The organism is Salinisphaera sp. SPP-AMP-43, from assembly GCF_049568105.1.
Classification (GTDB): Bacteria; Pseudomonadota; Gammaproteobacteria; order Nevskiales; family Salinisphaeraceae; genus Salinisphaera.
The window spans coordinates 1286562-1306104 of the sequence record NZ_CP145335.1; the positions used below are offsets into that span (position 1 = coordinate 1286562).

The 19543-nt window shown below is 62.4% G+C and carries 14 protein-coding genes; 7 read left to right on the forward strand and 7 right to left on the reverse strand.

What is annotated here, in order from left to right; all coding sequences use genetic code 11:
• Positions 1 to 55: 55 nt before the first annotated feature.
• Entirely contained in the window at positions 56 to 1402 is a 1347-nt protein-coding gene (locus tag V5738_RS05555; protein ID WP_423823414.1) for a sodium-dependent transporter, read from the reverse strand.
• Between the two features lie 138 nt (positions 1403 to 1540).
• Positions 1541 to 2830 (reverse strand): acetyl-CoA C-acetyltransferase, encoded by a 1290-nt coding sequence (locus tag V5738_RS05560; RefSeq protein ID WP_423823415.1) that lies wholly within the window; start codon positions 2828 to 2830, stop codon positions 1541 to 1543.
• 270 nt (positions 2831 to 3100) lie between these two features.
• On the opposite strand from V5738_RS05560, the gene groES reads away from it, so the two are divergent.
• From groES to rfaD, 5 genes are all read left to right on the forward strand, one after another.
• Complete coding sequence (groES, locus tag V5738_RS05565) at positions 3101 to 3388, forward strand: co-chaperone GroES (protein ID WP_423823416.1); 288 nt, start codon at positions 3101 to 3103, stop codon at positions 3386 to 3388.
• A 61-nt stretch (positions 3389 to 3449) separates the two neighbouring features.
• The gene (gene groL, locus V5738_RS05570) at positions 3450 to 5096 is read left to right on the forward strand and encodes a chaperonin GroEL (protein WP_423823417.1); all 1647 of its coding nucleotides are present in this window, start codon (positions 3450 to 3452) and stop codon (positions 5094 to 5096) included.
• 243 nt (positions 5097 to 5339) lie between these two features.
• Entirely contained in the window at positions 5340 to 6587 is a 1248-nt protein-coding gene (locus tag V5738_RS05575) for a glycosyltransferase (protein ID WP_423823419.1), read from the forward strand.
• 41 nt (positions 6588 to 6628) lie between these two features.
• The gene (gene glnE / locus V5738_RS05580) at positions 6629 to 9397 is read left to right on the forward strand and encodes a bifunctional [glutamate--ammonia ligase]-adenylyl-L-tyrosine phosphorylase/[glutamate--ammonia-ligase] adenylyltransferase (protein WP_423823420.1); all 2769 of its coding nucleotides are present in this window, start codon (positions 6629 to 6631) and stop codon (positions 9395 to 9397) included.
• A 77-nt stretch (positions 9398 to 9474) separates the two neighbouring features.
• Positions 9475 to 10425 carry an ADP-glyceromanno-heptose 6-epimerase gene (gene rfaD, locus V5738_RS05585; RefSeq protein WP_423823422.1) on the forward strand — a complete coding sequence of 317 codons (951 nt, stop codon included), beginning with the start codon at positions 9475 to 9477 and terminating at the stop codon, positions 10423 to 10425.
• A gap of 1330 nt (positions 10426 to 11755) precedes the next feature.
• On the opposite strand, the gene V5738_RS05590 is transcribed toward rfaD, so the two are convergent.
• The 5 genes from V5738_RS05590 to V5738_RS05610 all read right to left on the reverse strand — a co-directional run bounded on the left by V5738_RS05590 (position 11756) and on the right by V5738_RS05610 (position 17534).
• The gene (locus V5738_RS05590) at positions 11756 to 12646 is read right to left on the reverse strand and encodes a YrbL family protein (protein ID WP_423823423.1); all 891 of its coding nucleotides are present in this window, start codon (positions 12644 to 12646) and stop codon (positions 11756 to 11758) included.
• A gap of 714 nt (positions 12647 to 13360) precedes the next feature.
• Positions 13361 to 14077 carry a cytidylyltransferase domain-containing protein gene (locus V5738_RS05595; protein WP_423823424.1) on the reverse strand — a complete coding sequence of 239 codons (717 nt, stop codon included), beginning with the start codon at positions 14075 to 14077 and terminating at the stop codon, positions 13361 to 13363.
• A 2-nt stretch (positions 14078 to 14079) separates the two neighbouring features.
• The gene (locus V5738_RS05600; RefSeq protein ID WP_423823425.1) at positions 14080 to 14772 is read right to left on the reverse strand and encodes an HAD family hydrolase; all 693 of its coding nucleotides are present in this window, start codon (positions 14770 to 14772) and stop codon (positions 14080 to 14082) included.
• A 3-nt stretch (positions 14773 to 14775) separates the two neighbouring features.
• Positions 14776 to 16404, reverse strand: coding sequence for a D-lyxose/D-mannose family sugar isomerase (locus V5738_RS05605; protein ID WP_423823426.1), 1629 nt, complete (start codon positions 16402 to 16404; stop codon positions 14776 to 14778).
• 35 nt (positions 16405 to 16439) lie between these two features.
• The gene (locus tag V5738_RS05610; RefSeq protein WP_423823427.1) at positions 16440 to 17534 is read right to left on the reverse strand and encodes a Gfo/Idh/MocA family protein; all 1095 of its coding nucleotides are present in this window, start codon (positions 17532 to 17534) and stop codon (positions 16440 to 16442) included.
• 112 nt (positions 17535 to 17646) lie between these two features.
• Here V5738_RS05610 and V5738_RS05615 point away from each other — a divergent pair, with 112 nt between their 5' ends.
• Entirely contained in the window at positions 17647 to 18489 is an 843-nt protein-coding gene (locus V5738_RS05615) for a glycosyltransferase family 2 protein (RefSeq protein WP_423823428.1), read from the forward strand.
• A 117-nt stretch (positions 18490 to 18606) separates the two neighbouring features.
• Positions 18607 to 19533: a hypothetical protein gene (locus tag V5738_RS05620; protein WP_423823429.1), complete on the forward strand. Its 927-nt coding sequence runs from the start codon at positions 18607 to 18609 to the stop codon at positions 19531 to 19533.
• The last annotated feature ends 10 nt before the right edge of the window (positions 19534 to 19543 follow it).

Sequence of the window (19543 nt, forward strand, 5' to 3'; positions counted from 1 at the left end):
AATAGGGCGGCCCGGGCCTCGACGAGCGCGCGATCCGCGCGTGTTAGGTCATGGCTCAGCCGGGTATCAGGCCTTGGATCAGGATCCAGGCAATAGCGAACGGTGCGATAAACCGGATGAAAAACAGCCAGACCGGCGCCCAGGCGGCGACGGGCTGCCCCCGACTGGCGAGCTCGTCCAGGGCTGGGCGACCGACCACCCAGCCAAGACAGATCGCGGTCAACAAGCTGCCGATGGGCAAGCTCAGATGGCTGGCGAAGAAATCCATCAGGCCGAACAGGGTGAGCCCGGCAAAGGTCACTTCGTGCCAGACACCGAACGACAGCGAGACCGGTACGGCCAAGGCGAAACAGACCAGGCTACCGAGCGCCGAGGCGGTGGTGCGTTTTAGGCCGCGTTCGTCGACCAGATAGCTGACCACGGGCTCAAGCAGCGATACCGACGACGTCAGCGCGGCCAGCGTCAGCAGTAAAAAGAAGCCGATGCTAAACAGCCGTCCGGCCGGCATCGCAGCAAACACGGCCGGCAGGACTTTGAACGTGGTCCCCGGCCCACCTTCGGCCGGCGTCATGCCAGCTGCCATCATCGCCGGCAACACCATCAGTCCGGCCAGGACCGCGACCACGGTATCGAGCAACACCACGGCCAGCGCATCGCGGCCAAGATTCTGGCGCGGCGACATATAAGAACCGTAGGTGATCAGCCCGCCGAGACCGAGCGATAGCGAAAAGAACGCCTGGCCCAGCGCGGCCGAAACGGTGCCGATATCGACCGAAGACCAGTCGGGGCGCAGAAAAAACGCCAGCCCCTCACCAGCGCCCGGCAGCGTTACTGCGCGCAGCACCAGCAGGACGAGAATGCCGAATAGCAACGGCATGAACAGTTTCGACATCCGCTCGATGCCGCCGGCGATACCACGGGCGACCACCACCGCGGTGGCCAGCATGAACGCCGCGGCATAAAGCAACGGAGCAACGGGCGCCCCGGTCAGACGGCGGAACAGCGCGTTGAGGGCATCGGCATCGGTCGCGCTCAACGCACCGTCAAGGGCATACACCAGATAGGCGATCGCCCAGCCAGCAACCACGATATAAAACGACAGAATCACCACCGCGGTGACCACGCCCAGGCCACCCGCGGCAGGCCAGGCGCTGCCGGCAAGACGTTTGAATGCGCCGACCGGATTACGCCGGCTCATCCGGCCCATGACCAGCTCGGCCATCACCAGCGCCAAGCCGAAACCGAATACACAAACCAGGTAGATCGCCAGAAATGCACCGCCACCGTGGGCGCCGGTCACATAGGGAAACTTCCAGATATTGCCGAGCCCGACGGCCGAACCGGCAGCAGCCATGATAAAACCGAATCGGGAAGCCCAGCCGCCGCGACGCGCGTCATCCATGGCGGCTATCCGCTCTAATGCAGCAGGTGGAATAGGGCATCAACAGCGCGGTTTTCGGAGCATGGCGCGCGCAGGCTAAACGCAAAGCGCGCGCCCGGCCAGCCTTTGGATGTCCGGCCGGGCACGCAACCGGGGTCGTTATTCCGGTTTTTCCAGAATCGCCGTGACCCCTTGCCCGCCGGCGGCACAGATCGAAATCAGACCGCGGCCACCGCCGTTGTCGTGCAGGATCTTGGCCAGAGTTGCGACGATGCGTCCGCCTGTAGCCGCGAACGGATGGCCGAGACCGATCGATGAGCCCTTCACATTCAGCTTGGACATATCGATTGCCCCGAGGGCGTCTTCGCGGCCCAGCCGTTCGCGGCAGTATTTCTTCGATTCCCAGGCTTTGAGCGTACACAGCACTTGGGCTGCAAACGCCTCGTGGATTTCATAGAAATCGAAGTCCTGGAGGGAAAGACCGGCGGCATCCAGCATGTCGGGCACGGCATAAGTTGGTGCCATCAGCAGCCCCTCGCCGCCATCGACGTAATCGACCGCCGCCGTGCGCGAATAGGGCGTGAAATAAGCCAGGATCGGCAGACCGCGTTCACGGGCCCAGTCTTCGCTGGCCAACAGCACCGAGGAGGCCCCATCGGTCAACGGCGTGGAATTGCCGGCGGTCAGGGTGCCGTTTTCCTTATCGAAGGCAGGCTTGAGCTTAGCGAGTTTTTCCAGGCTCGTATCCGGGCGCAGATTGTTATCGCGTTCGACGCCCAGATAGGGCAGCACCAGATCGTCGTAGAAACCGTCGATATACGCCTGAGCGGCATTCTTATGGCTGGTCAGGGCCAGTTCGTCCTGGGCCCGGCGCGAAATACGCCATTCCTTGGCCATCAGTTCGCAGTGTTCGCCCATCGACATGCCGGTCCGAGGCTCGCTCACACCGGGAAAGTTCGGCACGAGATGGCGCGGCCGTATGCGCGCGGCGAGTTGCATGCGTTCGCCGGCCGATTGGGCGCGATTCATGTCCAGCAGAATATTGCGCAGCTCTTCGTTGATCGCGATCGGCGCATCCGAGGTCGTATCGGTGCCACCGGCGATGCCGGAATCGATCTGGCCAGTGGCGATCTTATTGGCGATCAGGATTGCTGCCTCCAGGCCAGTGCCGCAGGCCTGCTGAACATCGAAAGCCGGCGTATGGGCATCCAGATCGGTGCCGAGCACGGCCTCGCGGGTCAGGTTGAAATCGCGGGCATGCTTGAGCACCGCACCCGCGGCGACCTCTCCCAGGCGCTCACCGGCTAGGCGGTATTTTTCGGATAGCGCTTTGAATGTCGCGGTCAGCAGATCCTGGTTCGACTGGTGCGAATAGGCCGTATTGGAACGACAGAATGGAACCCGGGCGCCGCCAACGATGGCGACCCGGCGTATTTCGGATTGGGCCATGGAACCTCCCGTACTCGCCGAGACCGGCCCGGCATCGCGTGGTGTATGGGCGAAAGATAATGCCTGCAGGGTTTTCCAACAAGGCATCGTTTCACTTGCTGTTAAACATTCCGCGAACCGCTAAAAATTTGCGGTACGACTCTTGAAAGGTGGGCGTAAGGCCGCATCAATGGCGGTGATCGAGATTGCTAATCAGTGATCTCTCCGGTGGCCTTGGGCCACCGAGGTTTTTTAATCAACAACCTTCACAGTTTCGAGGAGAAGGGTGGCATGAATATCCGTCCTCTACATGACCGCATCGTAATCAAGCGGATCGAAGAAGAGCAGAAGACGGCTGGGGGTATCGTCATTCCCGATACGGCAGCCGAAAAGCCGCAGCGGGGCGAAGTAGTTGCCGTGGGTAACGGCAAGCCGCTCGACAATGGCGACGTCCGCAAGCCGGAAGTCCAGGTCGGTGACAAGGTCATGTTCGGTAAGTTCTCGGGCACCGAGATCAAGGTCGACGGCGACGAAGTCGTCGTGATGCGCGAGGATGACATTCTGGCGGTGCTGGGCTAAGCACGCTCGAGTCAGCGCATCGATTACGTCAACCCAACGAATTAACTAAGGAAAGCGAGCAATGGCTGCAAAAGAAGTACGTTTCGGCGAAGACGCGCGCCAGCGTCTGGTCCGTGGTGTCAACACGCTGGCCAACGCGGTCAAAGTCACGCTGGGTCCCAAGGGTCGCAACGTGGTTCTGGACAAGAGCTTCGGCGCCCCGACCGTGACCAAGGACGGCGTGTCGGTCGCCAAGGAAATCGAACTCGAAGACAAGTTCGAGAATATGGGCGTCCAGATGGTCAAGGAAGTCGCTTCCAAGACTTCGGACGTAGCCGGCGACGGCACCACGACCGCCACGGTTCTGGCCCAGGCCATCGTGCGTGAAGGTGTGAAGGCCGTGTCCGCGGGCATGAACCCGATGGACCTCAAACGTGGCATCGACAAAGCCGTGGACGCGGCGGTCGAAGAACTGGCCAAGCTCTCCAAGCCCTGCGACGACGAGAAGTCGATCGCGCAGGTCGGCTCGATCTCGGCCAACTCCGACGAAGAGATCGGCAAGATCATAGCCGACGCCATGAACAAGGTCGGCAAAGAAGGCGTGATCACGGTCGAAGAGGGCTCCAGCCTGCATAACGAGCTGGATGTCGTCGAAGGCATGCAGTTCGATCGCGGCTACCTGTCGCCGTACTTCGTCACCGATAACCAGACGATGACGGCCGAGCTGGACAACCCCTACATTCTGCTGTTCGACAAGAAGATCTCGAACATCCGCGACATGCTTCCGCTGCTGGAAAACGTCGCCAAGCAGAACCGTCCGCTGTTGATCGTCTCCGAAGACGTCGAAGGCGAAGCGCTGGCCACGCTGGTGGTCAACAACATGCGCGGTATCGTCAAGGTCGCCGCCGTGAAGGCGCCCGGCTTCGGTGACCGCCGTAAGGCCATGCTCGAAGACATGGCGATCCTGACCGGTGGCCAGGTCATCTCCGAAGACATCGGTATGACCCTGGAAAACGCTACCCTTGAGCACCTGGGCGAAGCCAACAAGGTCCAGATCTCGAAGGAAAACACCACCATCATCGATGGCAAGGGTTCCAACGACGATATCGAAGGCCGCATCAAGCAGATTCGTGCGCAGATCGAGGACTCTTCCTCGGACTACGACAAGGAGAAGCTGCAGGAACGCGTGGCCAAGCTCGCCGGCGGCGTGGCGCTGATCAAGGTAGGTGCTGCCACCGAAGTCGAGATGAAAGAGAAGAAGGCGCGTGTCGAAGACGCCCTGCACGCCACCCGTGCGGCCGTCGAAGAAGGCATTGTGCCCGGTGGCGGTGTGGCCCTGCTGCGTACGCTCAAGGCGATCGAAAACGTCAAGGGCGACAACGACGATCAGGAAGCCGGCATCCGGTTGCTGCGTCGTGCGGTTGAAGAGCCGCTGCGTCAGATCGTGTTCAACAGCGGCGGCGAGCCGTCGGTCGTGGTCAACGAAGTGCTGGCGCACGACGGTAACTACGGCTACAACGCAGCTACCGGCGAATACGGCGACATGGTCGAGCTGGGTATCCTGGACCCGACCAAGGTTAGCCGTACCGCGCTGCAGAACGCGGCGTCCATCGCTAGCCTGATGCTGACCACGGAAGCCACTGTTGCCGACATCCCTGAGGATGACGACAAGGGTGGTGCCGACATGGGCGGCATGGGTGGTATGGGCGGCATGGGCGGCATGATGTAAACGCCCGCCGCGCTACACCTGCGCGAACAAAGGCCCCGCTCGTCGAGCGGGGCCTTTTTTTATGCGTTATCCATGCTGTTGGATATCGCACATCGGCGGTGTCGGTGGAACTCATGTCGGCTCCAACAAGACAGTCTGTCGTTGTCGAATCGGTCACTGCTTCACCGTCGTCACCTATCGTTCAACTTGGCGCGTATAGACTCGAATCCGGATCGACCATCATGGATTGCAGTGGTGAGCCTCATGTCGCAGTCGGATGCTGGCGAACGCCCTCGTATTGCCTTCTATCTACCGACGCTGGCCGGCGGCGGCGCCGAGGCTGTAGTGCTTCGGCTGGCGGCCGCGTTTGTTGATCTGGGCTTCGAGGTCGACTTGGTCGTCAATCGGGCAGAAGGGGCTTATACGAATCGTATCCCCGAGCAAGTGAACTGTGTCGTGCTCAAGCGCGGCTTTCGCTGGCGCGGGCAGTGGGCCGCCCTGCGTGCCGAGCCTGCCGATATCGATGTGCTGCTGCGGCCGGTGCTGTTGACGCGCAAGCCGATCCAGACCCTGCGCTATCTGCCGGGACTGATTCGCTATCTGCGCCAGCGGCGGCCGGCTGTGCTGATTGCAGCCATGTTTCAGGCCAACCTGCTGGCGCTATGGGCGCGTCGTCGGGCAGTACCATCGATGTCGGTGGTGGTCTGCGAACACAATACGTTGACCCGTCGGGTTGCCCTGGGCGCTGGCCAGCGCCGTGAAGCCGTGCGTTGGCAGATGTTGCCGGAGGTGGTCGGGCGTGTGTATGCCCAGGCCGATGCCGTGGTGGCGGTTTCCAATGGCGTGGCCGACGACCTCGCCGAAGCAACCGGGTTACCACGTGCTGCGATCACAACCCTCTACAACCCGGCGACCGGGCCGGATATCGACCAGCGTGCCGCCGAAGATCCGGAGCACCCCTGGTTGAGCGCTAACGCCGAGACGCCCGTCATTCTAGCCATCGGCCGACTCGTAGCCCAGAAGGGTTTTCTGAACCTGATCGAGGCATTCACCCGGCTTCGCGAAGAACGACAAGCCCGTCTGATCATTCTCGGCGAGGGCGAATTGCGTACTCGCATCCTCGATCGCGCCCATGAGCTTGGTATCGCAGCCGATATCGATCTGCCGGGCTGGGTCGACAACCCCTGTGCGTATCTGGCCCGGGCGCGCCTGTATGTTCTGTCTTCCGATTTCGAAGGTCTGCCGTTGGTGCTGATCGAGGCTTTGGCCTGTGGTTGCCCGGTTGTCGCCACCGACTGCCCGCACGGGCCGCGAGAGATACTGGATAGCGGCGGCTATGGGCGCCTGGTGCCGGTAGGCGACGCCGCAGCGCTGGCCCAGGGGTTGCAAGAGGCACTTGATGCGCCGGTTGTGCCTGCCGAACTCAAGCAGCGTGCGGCCGACTTCTCGATCGCAAGCAGCGTCGCAGGCTACCATCGGCTCATCCGCGGTTTGATCGACCGCGCATGTTGATTTTCGAAGTCGGCTGACTTCGCCTGTCGATCGGGGCTGATATGAATCAAAACAAGCGTATCGCGGGGCTGAGTCGGTTCCTCGATGAATGGTCCGAACGCGATACCGATAACGCCGCAACCCTGGCTGCCCTCAGTGACCAGGATATTGAACTGGGTACACCACCGACGACCGAGGCCGCCGATTTTGCGGATGCACTGCGGACCTATCGCGATGCCAACCTGGCTCGGATCGCCCATGCCGACCTGACCGATGCCTGGTCGCTCGAGGGCGTTCTGGCCGCGCTGTCGGCGCTGGCCGATCGTTGTATCGAGGCGGCCGTGGTTCGGGCCGAGGCCGAGGTCGCCGAGCGCCACGGCACGCTGTACAACGCCGATGGCCGCATTATCCGCCTGATCGTCATCGGCATGGGCAAGCTGGGTGGGCGCGAGCTGAATTTTTCTTCCGATATCGATCTAATCTTTGCCTATGCCGAATCCGGCGAGTCGGATGGCGATCGGCCCCTGGACGCCGAAGGCTATTGTCGTCGGGTCGCCCAGAAAGCGGTTCGGCTGCTCGCCGAGCCTACCGGGACCGGCTTCGTGTATCGCGTGGATACCCGACTGCGACCGTTTGGCGACGCCGGGGCGCTGGTGGGTTCGATCGCGGCCCTAGAGCAGTACTATCAGGCCCATGGTCGGGAGTGGGAGCGCTATGCCTGGATCAAGGCCCGCCCGGTCGCCGGTGACTTAGCCGGCGGGGAGCGCTTGCTCGAATGCCTGCGGCCGTTCGTTTATCGCCGCTATCTCGATTACGGCGCCTTCGACTCGATACGCGAAATGAAGGCTATGATCGACCAACAAGTCGAGTCCCGGGATTCACAGGCCGATATCAAGCTCGGCTATGGCGGCATTCGCGAAATCGAGTTTCTGGTCCAGGTTTTTCAGCTCATTCGCGGCGGCCAGGAGCCCGATCTGCAGGATAATCGCCTGCGCCCGGTACTGGCCCAGCTCGCCGAGGCCGGGCATCTGGATCACGAAGTCGCCGAGCGGCTCGACCGCGACTATGTATTCCTGCGACGGCTAGAGAACCGTCTGCAGATGATCGAGGATCAGCAGACCCATGATCTGCCGGAGGCGGCCGCAGAGCGCGATCGGATCGCGGCGATGATGGATTACTCCGATGGCCGCCAGTTGATCGAAGCGGTCGAGGCGGTACGCCGAGAAGTGCACGATTTATTCGAGCAGGTCTTTGCCTCCCCGGATCAGCAATCACGCCCCCAGGAGGCCGATCGCGAGCGTGAGGCGCTGGCCGCGCTCTGGGCCGATCGTCTGAGCGCGGCCGAGGCCGACGATCTGGTGTCCCGCTACGGGATCGAAGATACCGCGGCTGTGCGCAAGGCGCTGGCCGAGCTCAAGGATCAGCGCCGCTACCGGATACTCGAAGCCCGCGGCCAGCGCTGGCTGGCCGAGTTGATCCCGTCGGCGATCGCCAATGCGGCCCACCACGATGCGCCAGAGCGCGCGCTACTGCGCACCTTGTCGGTGATCGGCGCCATTATTGGGCGCAGCAATTACATCGCGTTGTTGGTGGAATATCCGGCCGCGTTGTCGACCCTTATGCGGCTGTGCGGCGCCAGTCTCTGGATCACCGAGCACATCGCTGAACAACCGGCGCTGCTCGATTCCTTTCTCGATCCGCGGCCGCTGTATCACGCGCCGCGTCGGTCGGAATTGGTCAGCGATCTGGCCGACGATCTGTCGGCGTTCGAAGCCGACGATCTCGATCAACGCATGAACGCGCTGCGGCGGTTTACCCAGACCACGATGTTGCGGATCGCCGCGGCCGATGTGACCAATGCCATGCCGTTGATGATCGTATCCGATCATCTGACTGTGCTGGCCGAGGTGGTACTCGATGCCGCGCTCGATATGGCGTGGCAACAGATGTCGGCACGCTACGGCGAGCCACGGCTCGACGATGGCTCGATCGCGCCGTTCGTGATCATCGGCTATGGCAAGCTCGGTGGGCTGGAGCTCGGCTATACCTCGGATCTGGATCTGGTTTTCGTCTACGACGGCCCCCGGGAGGCCACCACCCAGGGCGGTGATCGCGAACTCAGCCACCAGGTGTTTTTCACCCGCCTGGCCCAGCGCCTGATCCATATTCTAACCACCGCCACACCGGCCGGTCGGGCTTATGAAATCGATATGCGGCTGCGCCCCTCTGGCAATGCCGGCATGATGGTCACCCCTATCGACGCCTTGGCGCGCTATCAGCGCGAACAAGCCTGGACCTGGGAACATCAGGCGCTGGTGCGCGCGCGTCCAGTGGCCGGCGACACCACGTTGGGCAAGCGATTCGCAGCGATGCGCAAGGAAATCCTGGCCCAACCGCGCGACAAGACCGTGCTGGCCGGTGAAGTTCGCTCGATGCGCCGGCGCATGCGCGAAGTCAAGGATGAAACCACCGAGCAGCGCTGGGACGTCAAACAGATGCCGGGCGGGCTGATCGACATCGAGTTCATGGCCCAGTATGCCGCACTGGCCCACGGCCACGACTGTGAAGAACTGCTGATCTTTACCGATGCCATCCGCATTCTGGAAACGCTGGAATCGGCCGGTCTGGCCGAGTATGACGATATCCGGGCCATGACCCATGCCTATCGCGACTACCGGCGCATCGTCCACGCTGCCGCTTTGCAGCACCAGCGGGCCATGATCGATCGCGACAGCCGGCGCGAAGCCGAGCGCTGTCGCGTTGCCGATTTGTGGGCAGCCTGGATCGAAGCGCCTCTGGCGTCGGCGAGCGATACGGCAGCGAGTTATTGATCGCAGAAGACGGTGCGATAACCTGTGGCGCCGAATAACGGGCAGCCGGCCCGGCGACGACAAAAGGACATGGCGACATGATCATAGTGACCGGTGCAGCCGGGTTTATCGGTAGCAACATCGTGGCCGGACTCAATGCGCGGGGCATCGACGATATTCTGATCGTCGACGACCTCAGCGACGGTTCGAAATGCCTCAACCTGGCCGATCTGAATTTCGTCGATTACATGGAGTACGACGATTTCATCGATGCGTTGGCCTCAGGGGCCGAGCTGGGGCCGATCGAGGCGATCTTCCACGAAGGCGCCTGTTCGGCGACCACGGAATGGGACGGGCGCTATGTCATGGCGCGCAACTTTACCTATTCCAAGACTTTGCATACCTGGGCTGTGGCCCGTGCGGTGCCGCTCATTTATGCCTCGTCCGCTTCGGTCTATGGCATGGGGCCGCAGTTCGTAGAACAGCGTGTAGCCGAGAAGCCGCTGAATATGTACGCGTTTTCCAAGTTTGCCTTCGATCAGTATGTACGAGCGCATCCCGCAACGAATTCGCAGGTGGTGGGGCTGCGCTATTTCAACGTATATGGGCCACGCGAGGCGCATAAAGGCGGTATGGCAAGCGTGGCCCGGCATTTTTCGCGTCAGGTGAGCGAGTCCGGGGTGTGCCGGCTATTCGAGGGTACCGAGGGTTATTCGGATGGTGGCCAGCTGCGGGATTTCATCCACGTTGACGATGTCGTGGCGGTCAATCTATGGCTGTACGACCATCCATCCGTGTCCGGCATCTTCAACTGCGGCACAGGGCACGCCCAGAGTTTCAACGAAGTCGCCGATGCAGTGATTGCCTGGCACGGCCAGGGCGAAAAACGTTATATCGACTTCCCCGAGCATCTGGCCGGCCGCTATCAGAGTTATACCCAGGCCGATATGGGCGCGTTGCGCCAAGCCGGTTATACCGACGTTTTTATGAACGTCGCCGAAGGCGTGCCACGCTACCTCGATTGGTTGGCAGCTCGGCAGCTGACGTGAGCATGCAACGCAAACTGCTGTTCGGGGCCGATTTCGCCGACTATCCGATCATGCAGGAGATGCTGGCAGGGCTCGCCGGCTCGTATGAGGTGCTCGTTGGAGGGCGCTCGGGCCCGGGCGCTATTGGCGGCGAGGACTGCGCCTATTTCGACTGGCAAGCCTATCAACGAGTGGCGGACGTGCCGGATGCCGATGCGATGTATCGCATCGGCGATGCCAGCATGCAGGCCGCCTACACCGAGGCCTGGCTGCAGTTCGGGCGCGCCTTGGATCGCGTGTTCCTGGAGCCACTACCGGCGCGCGAGGCCGAACGATACTTCTGGGCGCTAATCGCCGGGCTCGAAGCCTGGGCTGCGGATCGGGCGCCGAATCTGGTGGTCTGGTTCGCCCATACGCCGCATTTTCCGTGGCATATCGTTTTCTTTCACGTATGCCGTCGCCTGGGGGTGCCGGTGTATATCTTCAAGCGAACGCAGATGCCCGACGGTATGTTTTTCGATACCGATCTGGTCTGTGGGCGTGCGCCGCTGCGCCCGGCTGCCGAGCCGATTCAAGCCCAAAGCTGGCTCGCTACGCTAGGTGAAGTCTCGGGGCGGCTCAAGCGCTCGCATGAGATCAATCGCCGTGCCGAATCGGCAGCGTTTCAGGGCCTGGGGCCAGCGCAGAAATGGAAGCTGATGCGCCGTTTCTTTCGCGCCCGGCACGATTACCGCGATCGCCATTACTTCCGTCAGCCCTGGTGGCGGTTGTATCGTTATGCACTGCGCCGCGACCGCGAGCGGCGGGCCGATCTGGCTTATCTGGCTCGGCATGCCCGCGCGGAGGCCCCCGCGGCACCTTATATCTACTTTGCGCTGCACTACCAGCCCGAACGGACGACCGTGCCGGAGGCGGGTTTCTACCACGATCAGCTGCGCGCGATTACCGCGCTGGCGCGCGCTCTGCCGGAGGGGTGGGTGCTAGCCGTCAAGGAGCATCCACGCCAGCTTGGCGACCGGCGGCCGGATCTGCGCTGTCTGCACTATGGGCGTCGCCCGCTGTATCAGGGCATTGCCGCAATCGATAATGCCGTGCTCATGGATGCGTTCGCCCCCGCGGCCGATCTCATCGCTGGCGCCAAGCTCACGGCCTCTTGTAATGGATCTTCCGTGTTCGAAGGTCTGAAGCAGGGCATCCCCGGGCTGACGTTTGTCGAAACCTGGCACTCGGCCTGTGCCAGTGCCCCGGCGGTGCACAATCTATCGGTGTTGCCGCAACAGCTGGCAGCGCTCGCTGCAAAGCCGCCTAAGACGGTTCGCGCTGATCTCGAGCGGTTCGTACAAGACGAGAGTCAGCGCTGGTTCGTCGGGGCCAATGACGATCGAGCGGCCGAGTTGTCGGCCCGAGATCGCGACGATCTGGTGCGGTCGATGCGTGTCGAGATCAAAGCCGTGCTGGAGGCTGATCGCTGACTGGCTCGTCGGTACCCGGGGGCTTGTGCGGCGGTGCCATAGCCTAGCGTTCGATCCACGCTAGCTATCGCCGGCGGTCGTTGCGGTGGTTCAAACGCGGTGTGGAGCGCTGTTTCGCGATCGCCGATGCCGATACGGGCGTAGATCTTGCGCTCGTAGCGAGGCCAGCGGTGCCGGCTGATCGAGCGGGCAAACCAGCCAAAGCGCCGGTATAGCATGAACTTGAGTTTGATTTTCTGGCCGCCGATGCCGTCGATCAGTACCAGCTCTTGGGCATTGTCGCGGCGTCGCAGCAACATATTGCCCAGACTCAGGTCGTTGACCGCAACGCCCGAGGACATGACCCAGTCCTTGAGCTGTGCCAGCAGCTCAGGGACTGATTCGGCTGCGACCAGGCCGCGCGCCAAAGCCTCGTGCAGTTTCAGCGATGGCGTGTCGTCGTGATCGCGGATACGTTCGACCACGAGACCGGGTCCCTGATCGGTCGCGATCCAGCCGTGTATGTGCGGCCGGTGGGTATACGAAACGCCTCGGCGGTCGAGGCCACGCGAACAGTACCATTCCACCAGACTGGCTTCATGGGCATCGCTGCGCTGCGGCCAGCGTGCCACCTTGATACACAAGCCAGGGTTGCTCGGGTGGGCATAACAGCGGCGCTTCGACCCCCTGCCCAGCTCGGTCCGGGTATCCAGGGTATATACGCGCTGCGTATCGATCGCAGGCAGGCGGTAGGGCAATAGACGTCGGATGGTACGGCTTAACAGCGACATAAGCAGCGAACTTTGGTCGGCAACGCGTGGCGATACTCCGGGCCGGCATACCGCGGGCGGTATGTTTTCGAAGCCAGACTGGCCAGCTCAGCGGCGATACGGGCGGCCAAAGCCCGGCTTTGCGACACCGTCGGCCATGGCGGCGACGACGGTTGGCCGAAGCACCGGTCGCTGCCTTGAGGGGCCGATGTCCTGCGATCGCTCGGTTCCGGTATGGCGCCGCGACTGGCTCCAAGGTGGTGCATTCCGCGCGTAATTTTTTCGTTAATTAAACGTAATACTGACGTTAAATCTAGTTCGTTGCAAGATGCATTAGTTTGGATGTGGCGATCGGTACGGCGTCGCCTACCGTGGGGGGATGGCGCAAGTCACAGAGCGCTGATACGGGGGGATGGGTGCAGAGCGTCCAGGGATGTTTCGGCGCGCACCTGCGCCGCTGCCTGCCATACCAGGGGCTTGCGCTGTAGGTGGCTTACGAGCAGCTGAGGACGGCAGAACGACAAGCCGTGGCGCGCCGGTTGTGGGTCTTTTCAGATGGGGCCGAAGTCAGGCCAGGGACAGGCGCTGCGGGCGGCCCGGCATATCGGCGAACAATCACGCCGGGCGCGCGGCTACGGGCTCGACACGTTGGACGGCGACGAACGCTGTTTCAGGCGGTGCGTGCTCTTGGGCTAAGGCTTAAGGCTAGGGGACGGCAGGGGAGCGCCCAGGCCTTTATGATTCGGCGCTGCCCTGCTGGTCGGCGAGTAGAAACTCGACCAGCCGGAAATCGAACGGTGTATCGATGCTGACCATGCTCTCGGTAATCAAGCCGGCGGTGTTCGCGCCCATGATGTCGCGCTGCTCTAGAAGACAGGCGCGAGTAAAAGCATAGGCGGCGCCATTACGGTGATAAAGCGCATCGAGCTGTTGGCGCGCAATGATTCGGCCGCCATCCTGGCTGTAGTAGCCGAGCCGATCGTCGGCCAGCGTAAGTTGTTTGCGCGGGTGGTATTTCGAGTCCGTCTCGGAAACGGTCCAGACTGCATCCCGGCCTTCATCGACTAGCTTGCGGTAGGTGTCACGCACATGCGCGGCGGTCCGCATGGGCGATGTCGGTTGCAGCATCAGCACGATGTCGTAGCGCAGCCCGTCGCGTTGTTCGGTCTCGTTCAGGGCATGCATGAGCACGTCGAGATCGCCGATGCGATCGCCGGACAGCGTCGACGGGCGGCGCCAGTCGGCGGCCAGGCCGGCCTCCTCGGCGATCCGGGCGATCTCGTCGTGGTCGGTGGAGACCACGGCGCGGTCGATCTCCGGCACATCCGACATCAGATGACCGACCCGGGCGACCAGCGGTACGCCTTGGATTGGCTGGATGTTTTTCAGCGGTACGCCTTTGCTACCGCCGCGCGCTGGTACGACCGCCAGAATCTTGTAGTCGGCGTACATGATTAGCCTGCGCTGTGGTCTGCTGTGATCGAATCAATGAGCTCAGGCACGCCCGCCAAATCCGAGACGAGATGCCGGGGTTTTTCCGTAAGACGGTGGGCCGGGCGGCCATGAGCCTCGGTTTCGAACTCGACGCCGACAAAATGACAGCCGAACGCAGCTGCAGCCACGCGATCGTCTTCACCGTCGCCGACCATGACCATGGCCTCCGGTGCGAGGCCGGTCTGTTGCGCGATGCGATTCAGATTCGCGATTTTGCTGTCCGGGCCGCCTAGAACCAGCTGGAAACGAGCGCGCATACCGCGTCGTTCGACGATGGGCAGCAGCCCGTCGCTTGGTGTTGCGGAGTTGATGAATAACGCGAGTCGCCGCGCAGCCAGGCTATCCAGCGCGGCCTCGGCCCCCGGCACCCAGGCACAGCGCGTGACTTCGCGGGTCACGATATCGGCATAGGTGGCCACGAATGTCGTGCCGTCGGGGATATCGGCAAAACCCTCGGCCCGTAGCTGGCGCGATAGTTCGGCGAAGATTTCATGGCGGTTGAACCCGGGATGGGCATGGCGCAGGGCCATCACCCGTTCCCGGTCCAGGCCGTGGGCTTCGGCGGTCTGGTAGAACGCGTCGTACTTGATCCGGTTCGATAGCACCAGCGTGCCGTCGAAATCGAAGACCACGGCCTTGATCACAGCAGCCACCGGTCAGCCGTTGATCGCTGCATCGCGATCGGACTCGGCCGATGCCTCGGCTTCCGCAGCCCGCCGCTGCGGGGGCCAGATCTCGCTTTCCGGCTCGTCCTCATCACGCAGGGTAAAGCGGCCCCAGTGGTCAACGATCGTTTTGCGCGCGCTGCGTGGCATGCGGTTGATGCGTTTGTCCTTATAGAACGAATCGTCGTTTTTATGGGTAGACGAGATTTCTTCGAAGATGACGCCGGTTTCGGTCCAAAAGTGATGCCAGACCCCCGGTTGCACGACTGCGGTCTCACCCGGCGACAGCACCTTATGATGCCCATCCACCTCGAGATGCAGGGTGCCGTGAACGATGATGAATGTCTCGTCTTTGAGCTTGTGGAAATGGGCCGGATGATACTGGCCCGGCAACTGAGCCACGATCTTTTTGCAGTACTTGCGATTGACCACGTCGATGAGCACCGCGCCGACCTCGCGGAAATTCTCCACCCCGTGATGATGCGAGTACTCGACCTTGAAGTCCGAGTTCAACGGTATCCGGGCCTCGTTGAGCATCGCCTTGATCTGATGCAGCGAGGACTGGATCACTTTGCGGTCCGGGTCGCTGGGGATATCGACGTTGGCGTAGGCCACCGCGCCCTGGGAGGTCACGGCCTGCTCGACCACGGTGCCGGGTTTGAAGCGGCCTGAGGTCAGCTGCCCCGCCTGCAAGGGCATGGCGAAAAAGACATCGTCCATCGTCAGCTGCTGGCCCGGTGCCAGTGGTTCGCGGGCATAGACGCCACGCTGTAGAGCCGCCAGGGCATCCCGTTCGGCCTGGGTATGGCGAGTTTCGCGGGTATCGTCGCCGCACAGCGCCACGGCCTTTTTATACGCCGCGAGCCAGGCCCGAACCTGCTCCGGATCGGCCGAATAGGCATTGAGCTGGGTGACCGGGCCGTCGACGACGCCGACATGTTTTTCGAACATGCGCGCGCCCTTGGCATAGGCCGCGATCACGACATCGGTGTCGCCGGGATCCTCATGGGTCGACCAGCCGATCGTGGTATTGCGATAGCGCTCGCGCAGGCGATCGATCTGGTTGAGCTGGCAGTGCTCGTCCGGGGTCGGATACAACGCCACACAATGCATCAGCGCATGATCGATACCGCGGTGATGGCAGAAGCTCGAGATATTATCGATCGAGGCGATGTCCTGGCCGCCGGTAGACACGATCACCGGTAAATTGGCCTCGGAAATCCGTTCAAGCAAAGGCCAGTCCTGACAGGAGGCACTAGCGACCTTGATGATGTCGAAGCCTATCTCCTCGATGACCTCCACCGACTCTTCGTCGAAGGGCGTGCACATAGTCAGCAGATTCTGGGCACGGGCAGCATCGAACATCGTCTGAAATTCGTCGCGCGACAGCTCGGTCGATAGAAACCGCTGGATATGCTTGGGTTCGCTGGCTTCGCGATAATCCGGATGGATGAACGTATCGAGTTGCCGGAACTGGAACTTGATCGCCGCGCGCACCCCATATTCGGCGGCGGCGGCGCCCATTTCGCGAATGATCCTCAGGCCGTGCTCGACGTCGCCTTGATGGTTGTTGGCCATCTCGAATACGAACAGGTCGTTGAAATCATAGGATTGACGCATACGGGCGCTCCTCTTGTTGTCTTGCGGTGACGCGCTCAGGCGCCAGCCATGCCGCGGATGTCGTAGGGTTCGGCTTCATCGAGGCGCACGACCCGTCGTTCCCGGTGCGAGCGGTGGGCGGCCGCGATTACCATCATGGTATCCAGCCCGCGCGATAGCTCTAGCGGTGAGGCCGAGCCATCCTGCACGTGGGCCGCGATGTGCTCGAGTTCGGCGATGAAATCGTCGGGCCGGCTCTTGGTGAAACTCTCGGTCTGGGCTTCTGTACTCCCCGAGCCGTGGATAACGGCATCGGCACCCGGCGCATAGCCGGCGACCCACTCGACGAAACCGGTGCTGCCCTGCAGGCGCGCCCATTTGCGCGTGGGCTGGGTGACCACATCTTGAACCACCCGGCCACGCAGCCCGTTTTCGGTGGTCAGGTGCAGGGCTGCCAGCCGGTCGTATTCGGCAGCCCCATCCGAGACGATATCGAGCAGCGCCGAGACTTCGACAACGCGCCCGGCGCCGACGACATGCGCCATGTGCTGCCAAAGATTAAGGGCATGCGAATGTTCGCCCAGCGCGCCACCGCCGCGTCGCCAGTAGCCGAGATAGCTGTCGGCCGGTCCATCCAGCCAGTGGTGGGCAGCGAAGATCCCGCCCCAGTATTCGCGGAATTCGACGTCCAGCGTGGCCACGGTGCCAGCGGTCTCGGCGCTCGCCAGTGCGTCGAAGCGCCGGGTTGCAAGGCCGACCACGTGGTCGTAGCCGACGAACACACGCACTCCAGCCGCCCGGGCGCGTTCGAACACCTGGCGGTCGAGTTCGGAGACCGGGGTACTGGCCGGTTTCTCGATCAGAATGGCGCTCGGGCCCTCGTCAATGGCGGCCAGCGCCAAAGGCATATGCGCATCCGGCGGCGTACCGATGATGATCAGGTCGTGGTGGCCGCTCGGCGCATCGGCCGGATCGTACAGCCCGATCGCCTCGTCCCAGGCGCCGTAGCGGCCGGGGTAGATATCGTGCCGCGTGCGCTTGAGCGCCGCCGGATCGGGGTCGCAGATATCCACCGACCAGCCGAGCGAGCGCGCCGCGTGGGCCATATGATTGCCGATCGAGCCGGCGCCGAAGATCTTGACTGTGTCCATGGTCGCGTCGGGTAGCATGGTGAACGAAACTTCGCCCAAAGCGCGAAGCCGCACGAGAATAGCAGCCGCGGCCGCCGGCGGTCAGGCCGTGGCGTGTAGACAAGGGAGCGCGATGAAGATTTTCGGCCTGACCGTGGTGAAAAACGAAGGCGATATTATCGGTCAAACCCTGACCGCGGCACTGGCCTGGTGTGATCGCATCGCGGTGCTCGACAACGATAGCGACGACGATACCGTGGCCGAGGTCGAGGCCGTGGCGGCGGCGCATCCAGATCGAATCGAGTTCATTGGCCGCTATACCGGGGCATTCCACAACGATCTGCGCATGATCCCGTTCCAGCGTCTGTTCGGTGAAGCCAGCACCGACGACTGGTGGTGCCGGCTCGATGGGGACGAGTTCTATCCGCAGGATCCGAAAGCCTTTCTCGCAGCATTGTCGCCGCTGGAATGTCGCGTGAACGCGATCAACTTGTTCTACGAATACACCGATGTCGACTGGTCGGCCTGGCAGGCGGGCCAGGAGAGCCTGGCCGATCGTCAGCGCCCGATCCACGAGCGGCGTCGCTATTATCGGGCTGCCTACGAGGAGCTGCGCTTCATGCGTCACCATCCGAAGCTACGCTGGTGTGGCGGCGAGCACTGGCCGACCCCCCGCGGGCCGTTGGCCGCACACCGGATCGTCATGCAGCATTTTCGGGCGCGTGACCCGGAGCAGTTGCAACGCCGTCTAGCGGTACGCCAGATCGCGGCCGAGCGCGGTCGGCGCAAGCCTGACCACCACTGGCGGGTTTCGGCCTCGGACTGGCAGAGTCAGATCGTCGACCATCGACACTGCTATTACGATGACCATTCAGGCGTGTTCCGCTACGAGGCGCGCCGTTTTTCTGATCCGCCGGGCAAGCGTTTCGGCCAGAATCTGCGGCGCGCGGCCATGGCGCTGGGCTGGCGAACCTGAATCTCTGCCGCACGACGCGCCGTGCCCCGGGGTCGTAACCTGCGATCGATCTTCTATAATCGGCGTCGGTGTCGACAGACCCAGTGATTCAACACGAGGCGGTGGCCGGTTGGTGATATGAAAAATCTGTTTCGAACCAATAAGCAAGGCCATAACAAGGCGTTGTGGAATTATTTCGTCAAAGGCACGCCCAGGCGCCGCCAGTGGTATGCGGCGCGTCTCGGTGCCAAGCAGGGGGCGCCGCTGGACGCGCGCCAGCGCTTGGCCAAGGAGCTCGCGGCGTCGAACGACAGCCACGAGATCCCGCACCGGGATGGTTTTGCCGTATTGCCTCCGGGCACGTTCCCAGAAGTCGATGACATCGTCGGTACCGCGCGCGAGATCATCGCCGCGCGTGAATCCGAGATCACCCCGGGGAATAAGGATTTCCTGCAGCAGGGTTATCTGGATGCGGCCCATCTCAGCGATGACTCGCCATTTTTGCGCTTTGCCTTGCGTGACGATGTGATCGCGGCGATTGCCCGTTATCTGGGCGTGGTGCCGGTACTGGCCAAGATCGATGTCTGGAAATCCGATAATGCTCCGTCACAGCATCACGCCAGCCAGCTCTATCACTGCGACTGGGACGATACGACCCAGCTCAAGATCTTCATCTACGCCAGCGACGTGGATACCGCGAGCGGCCCCCTGACGCTCATGGAAGCCGAGGCCTCGGACAAGCTGCGGGCGTCGATCGGCTATACCTACGGCCGCAAGGGCTATCGCGTGAGCGACGAGGTCGCTGATCGCGTGGTCGGCCGCGAGCCGCAGCACGAAGTCACCGGTGCCGCTGGTACTGCCGTGTTGGCCGACACCAGCCGCTGTTTCCACTATGGCAGCCGCGTACAACAGGGCGGCCAGCCGCGCCTCGTCGGTTTTTTCCAGTTCGTCACGCCGACCAGTTTCCTGTTCCCGCCAGAGGGCTATAAACAGACGGCGCCCTATCGCGGGCTGGCACGCGACGATCATTCGGAGCTCGTCCGAATGGTATTGGGCGCGGTCTAGACACGGGCCT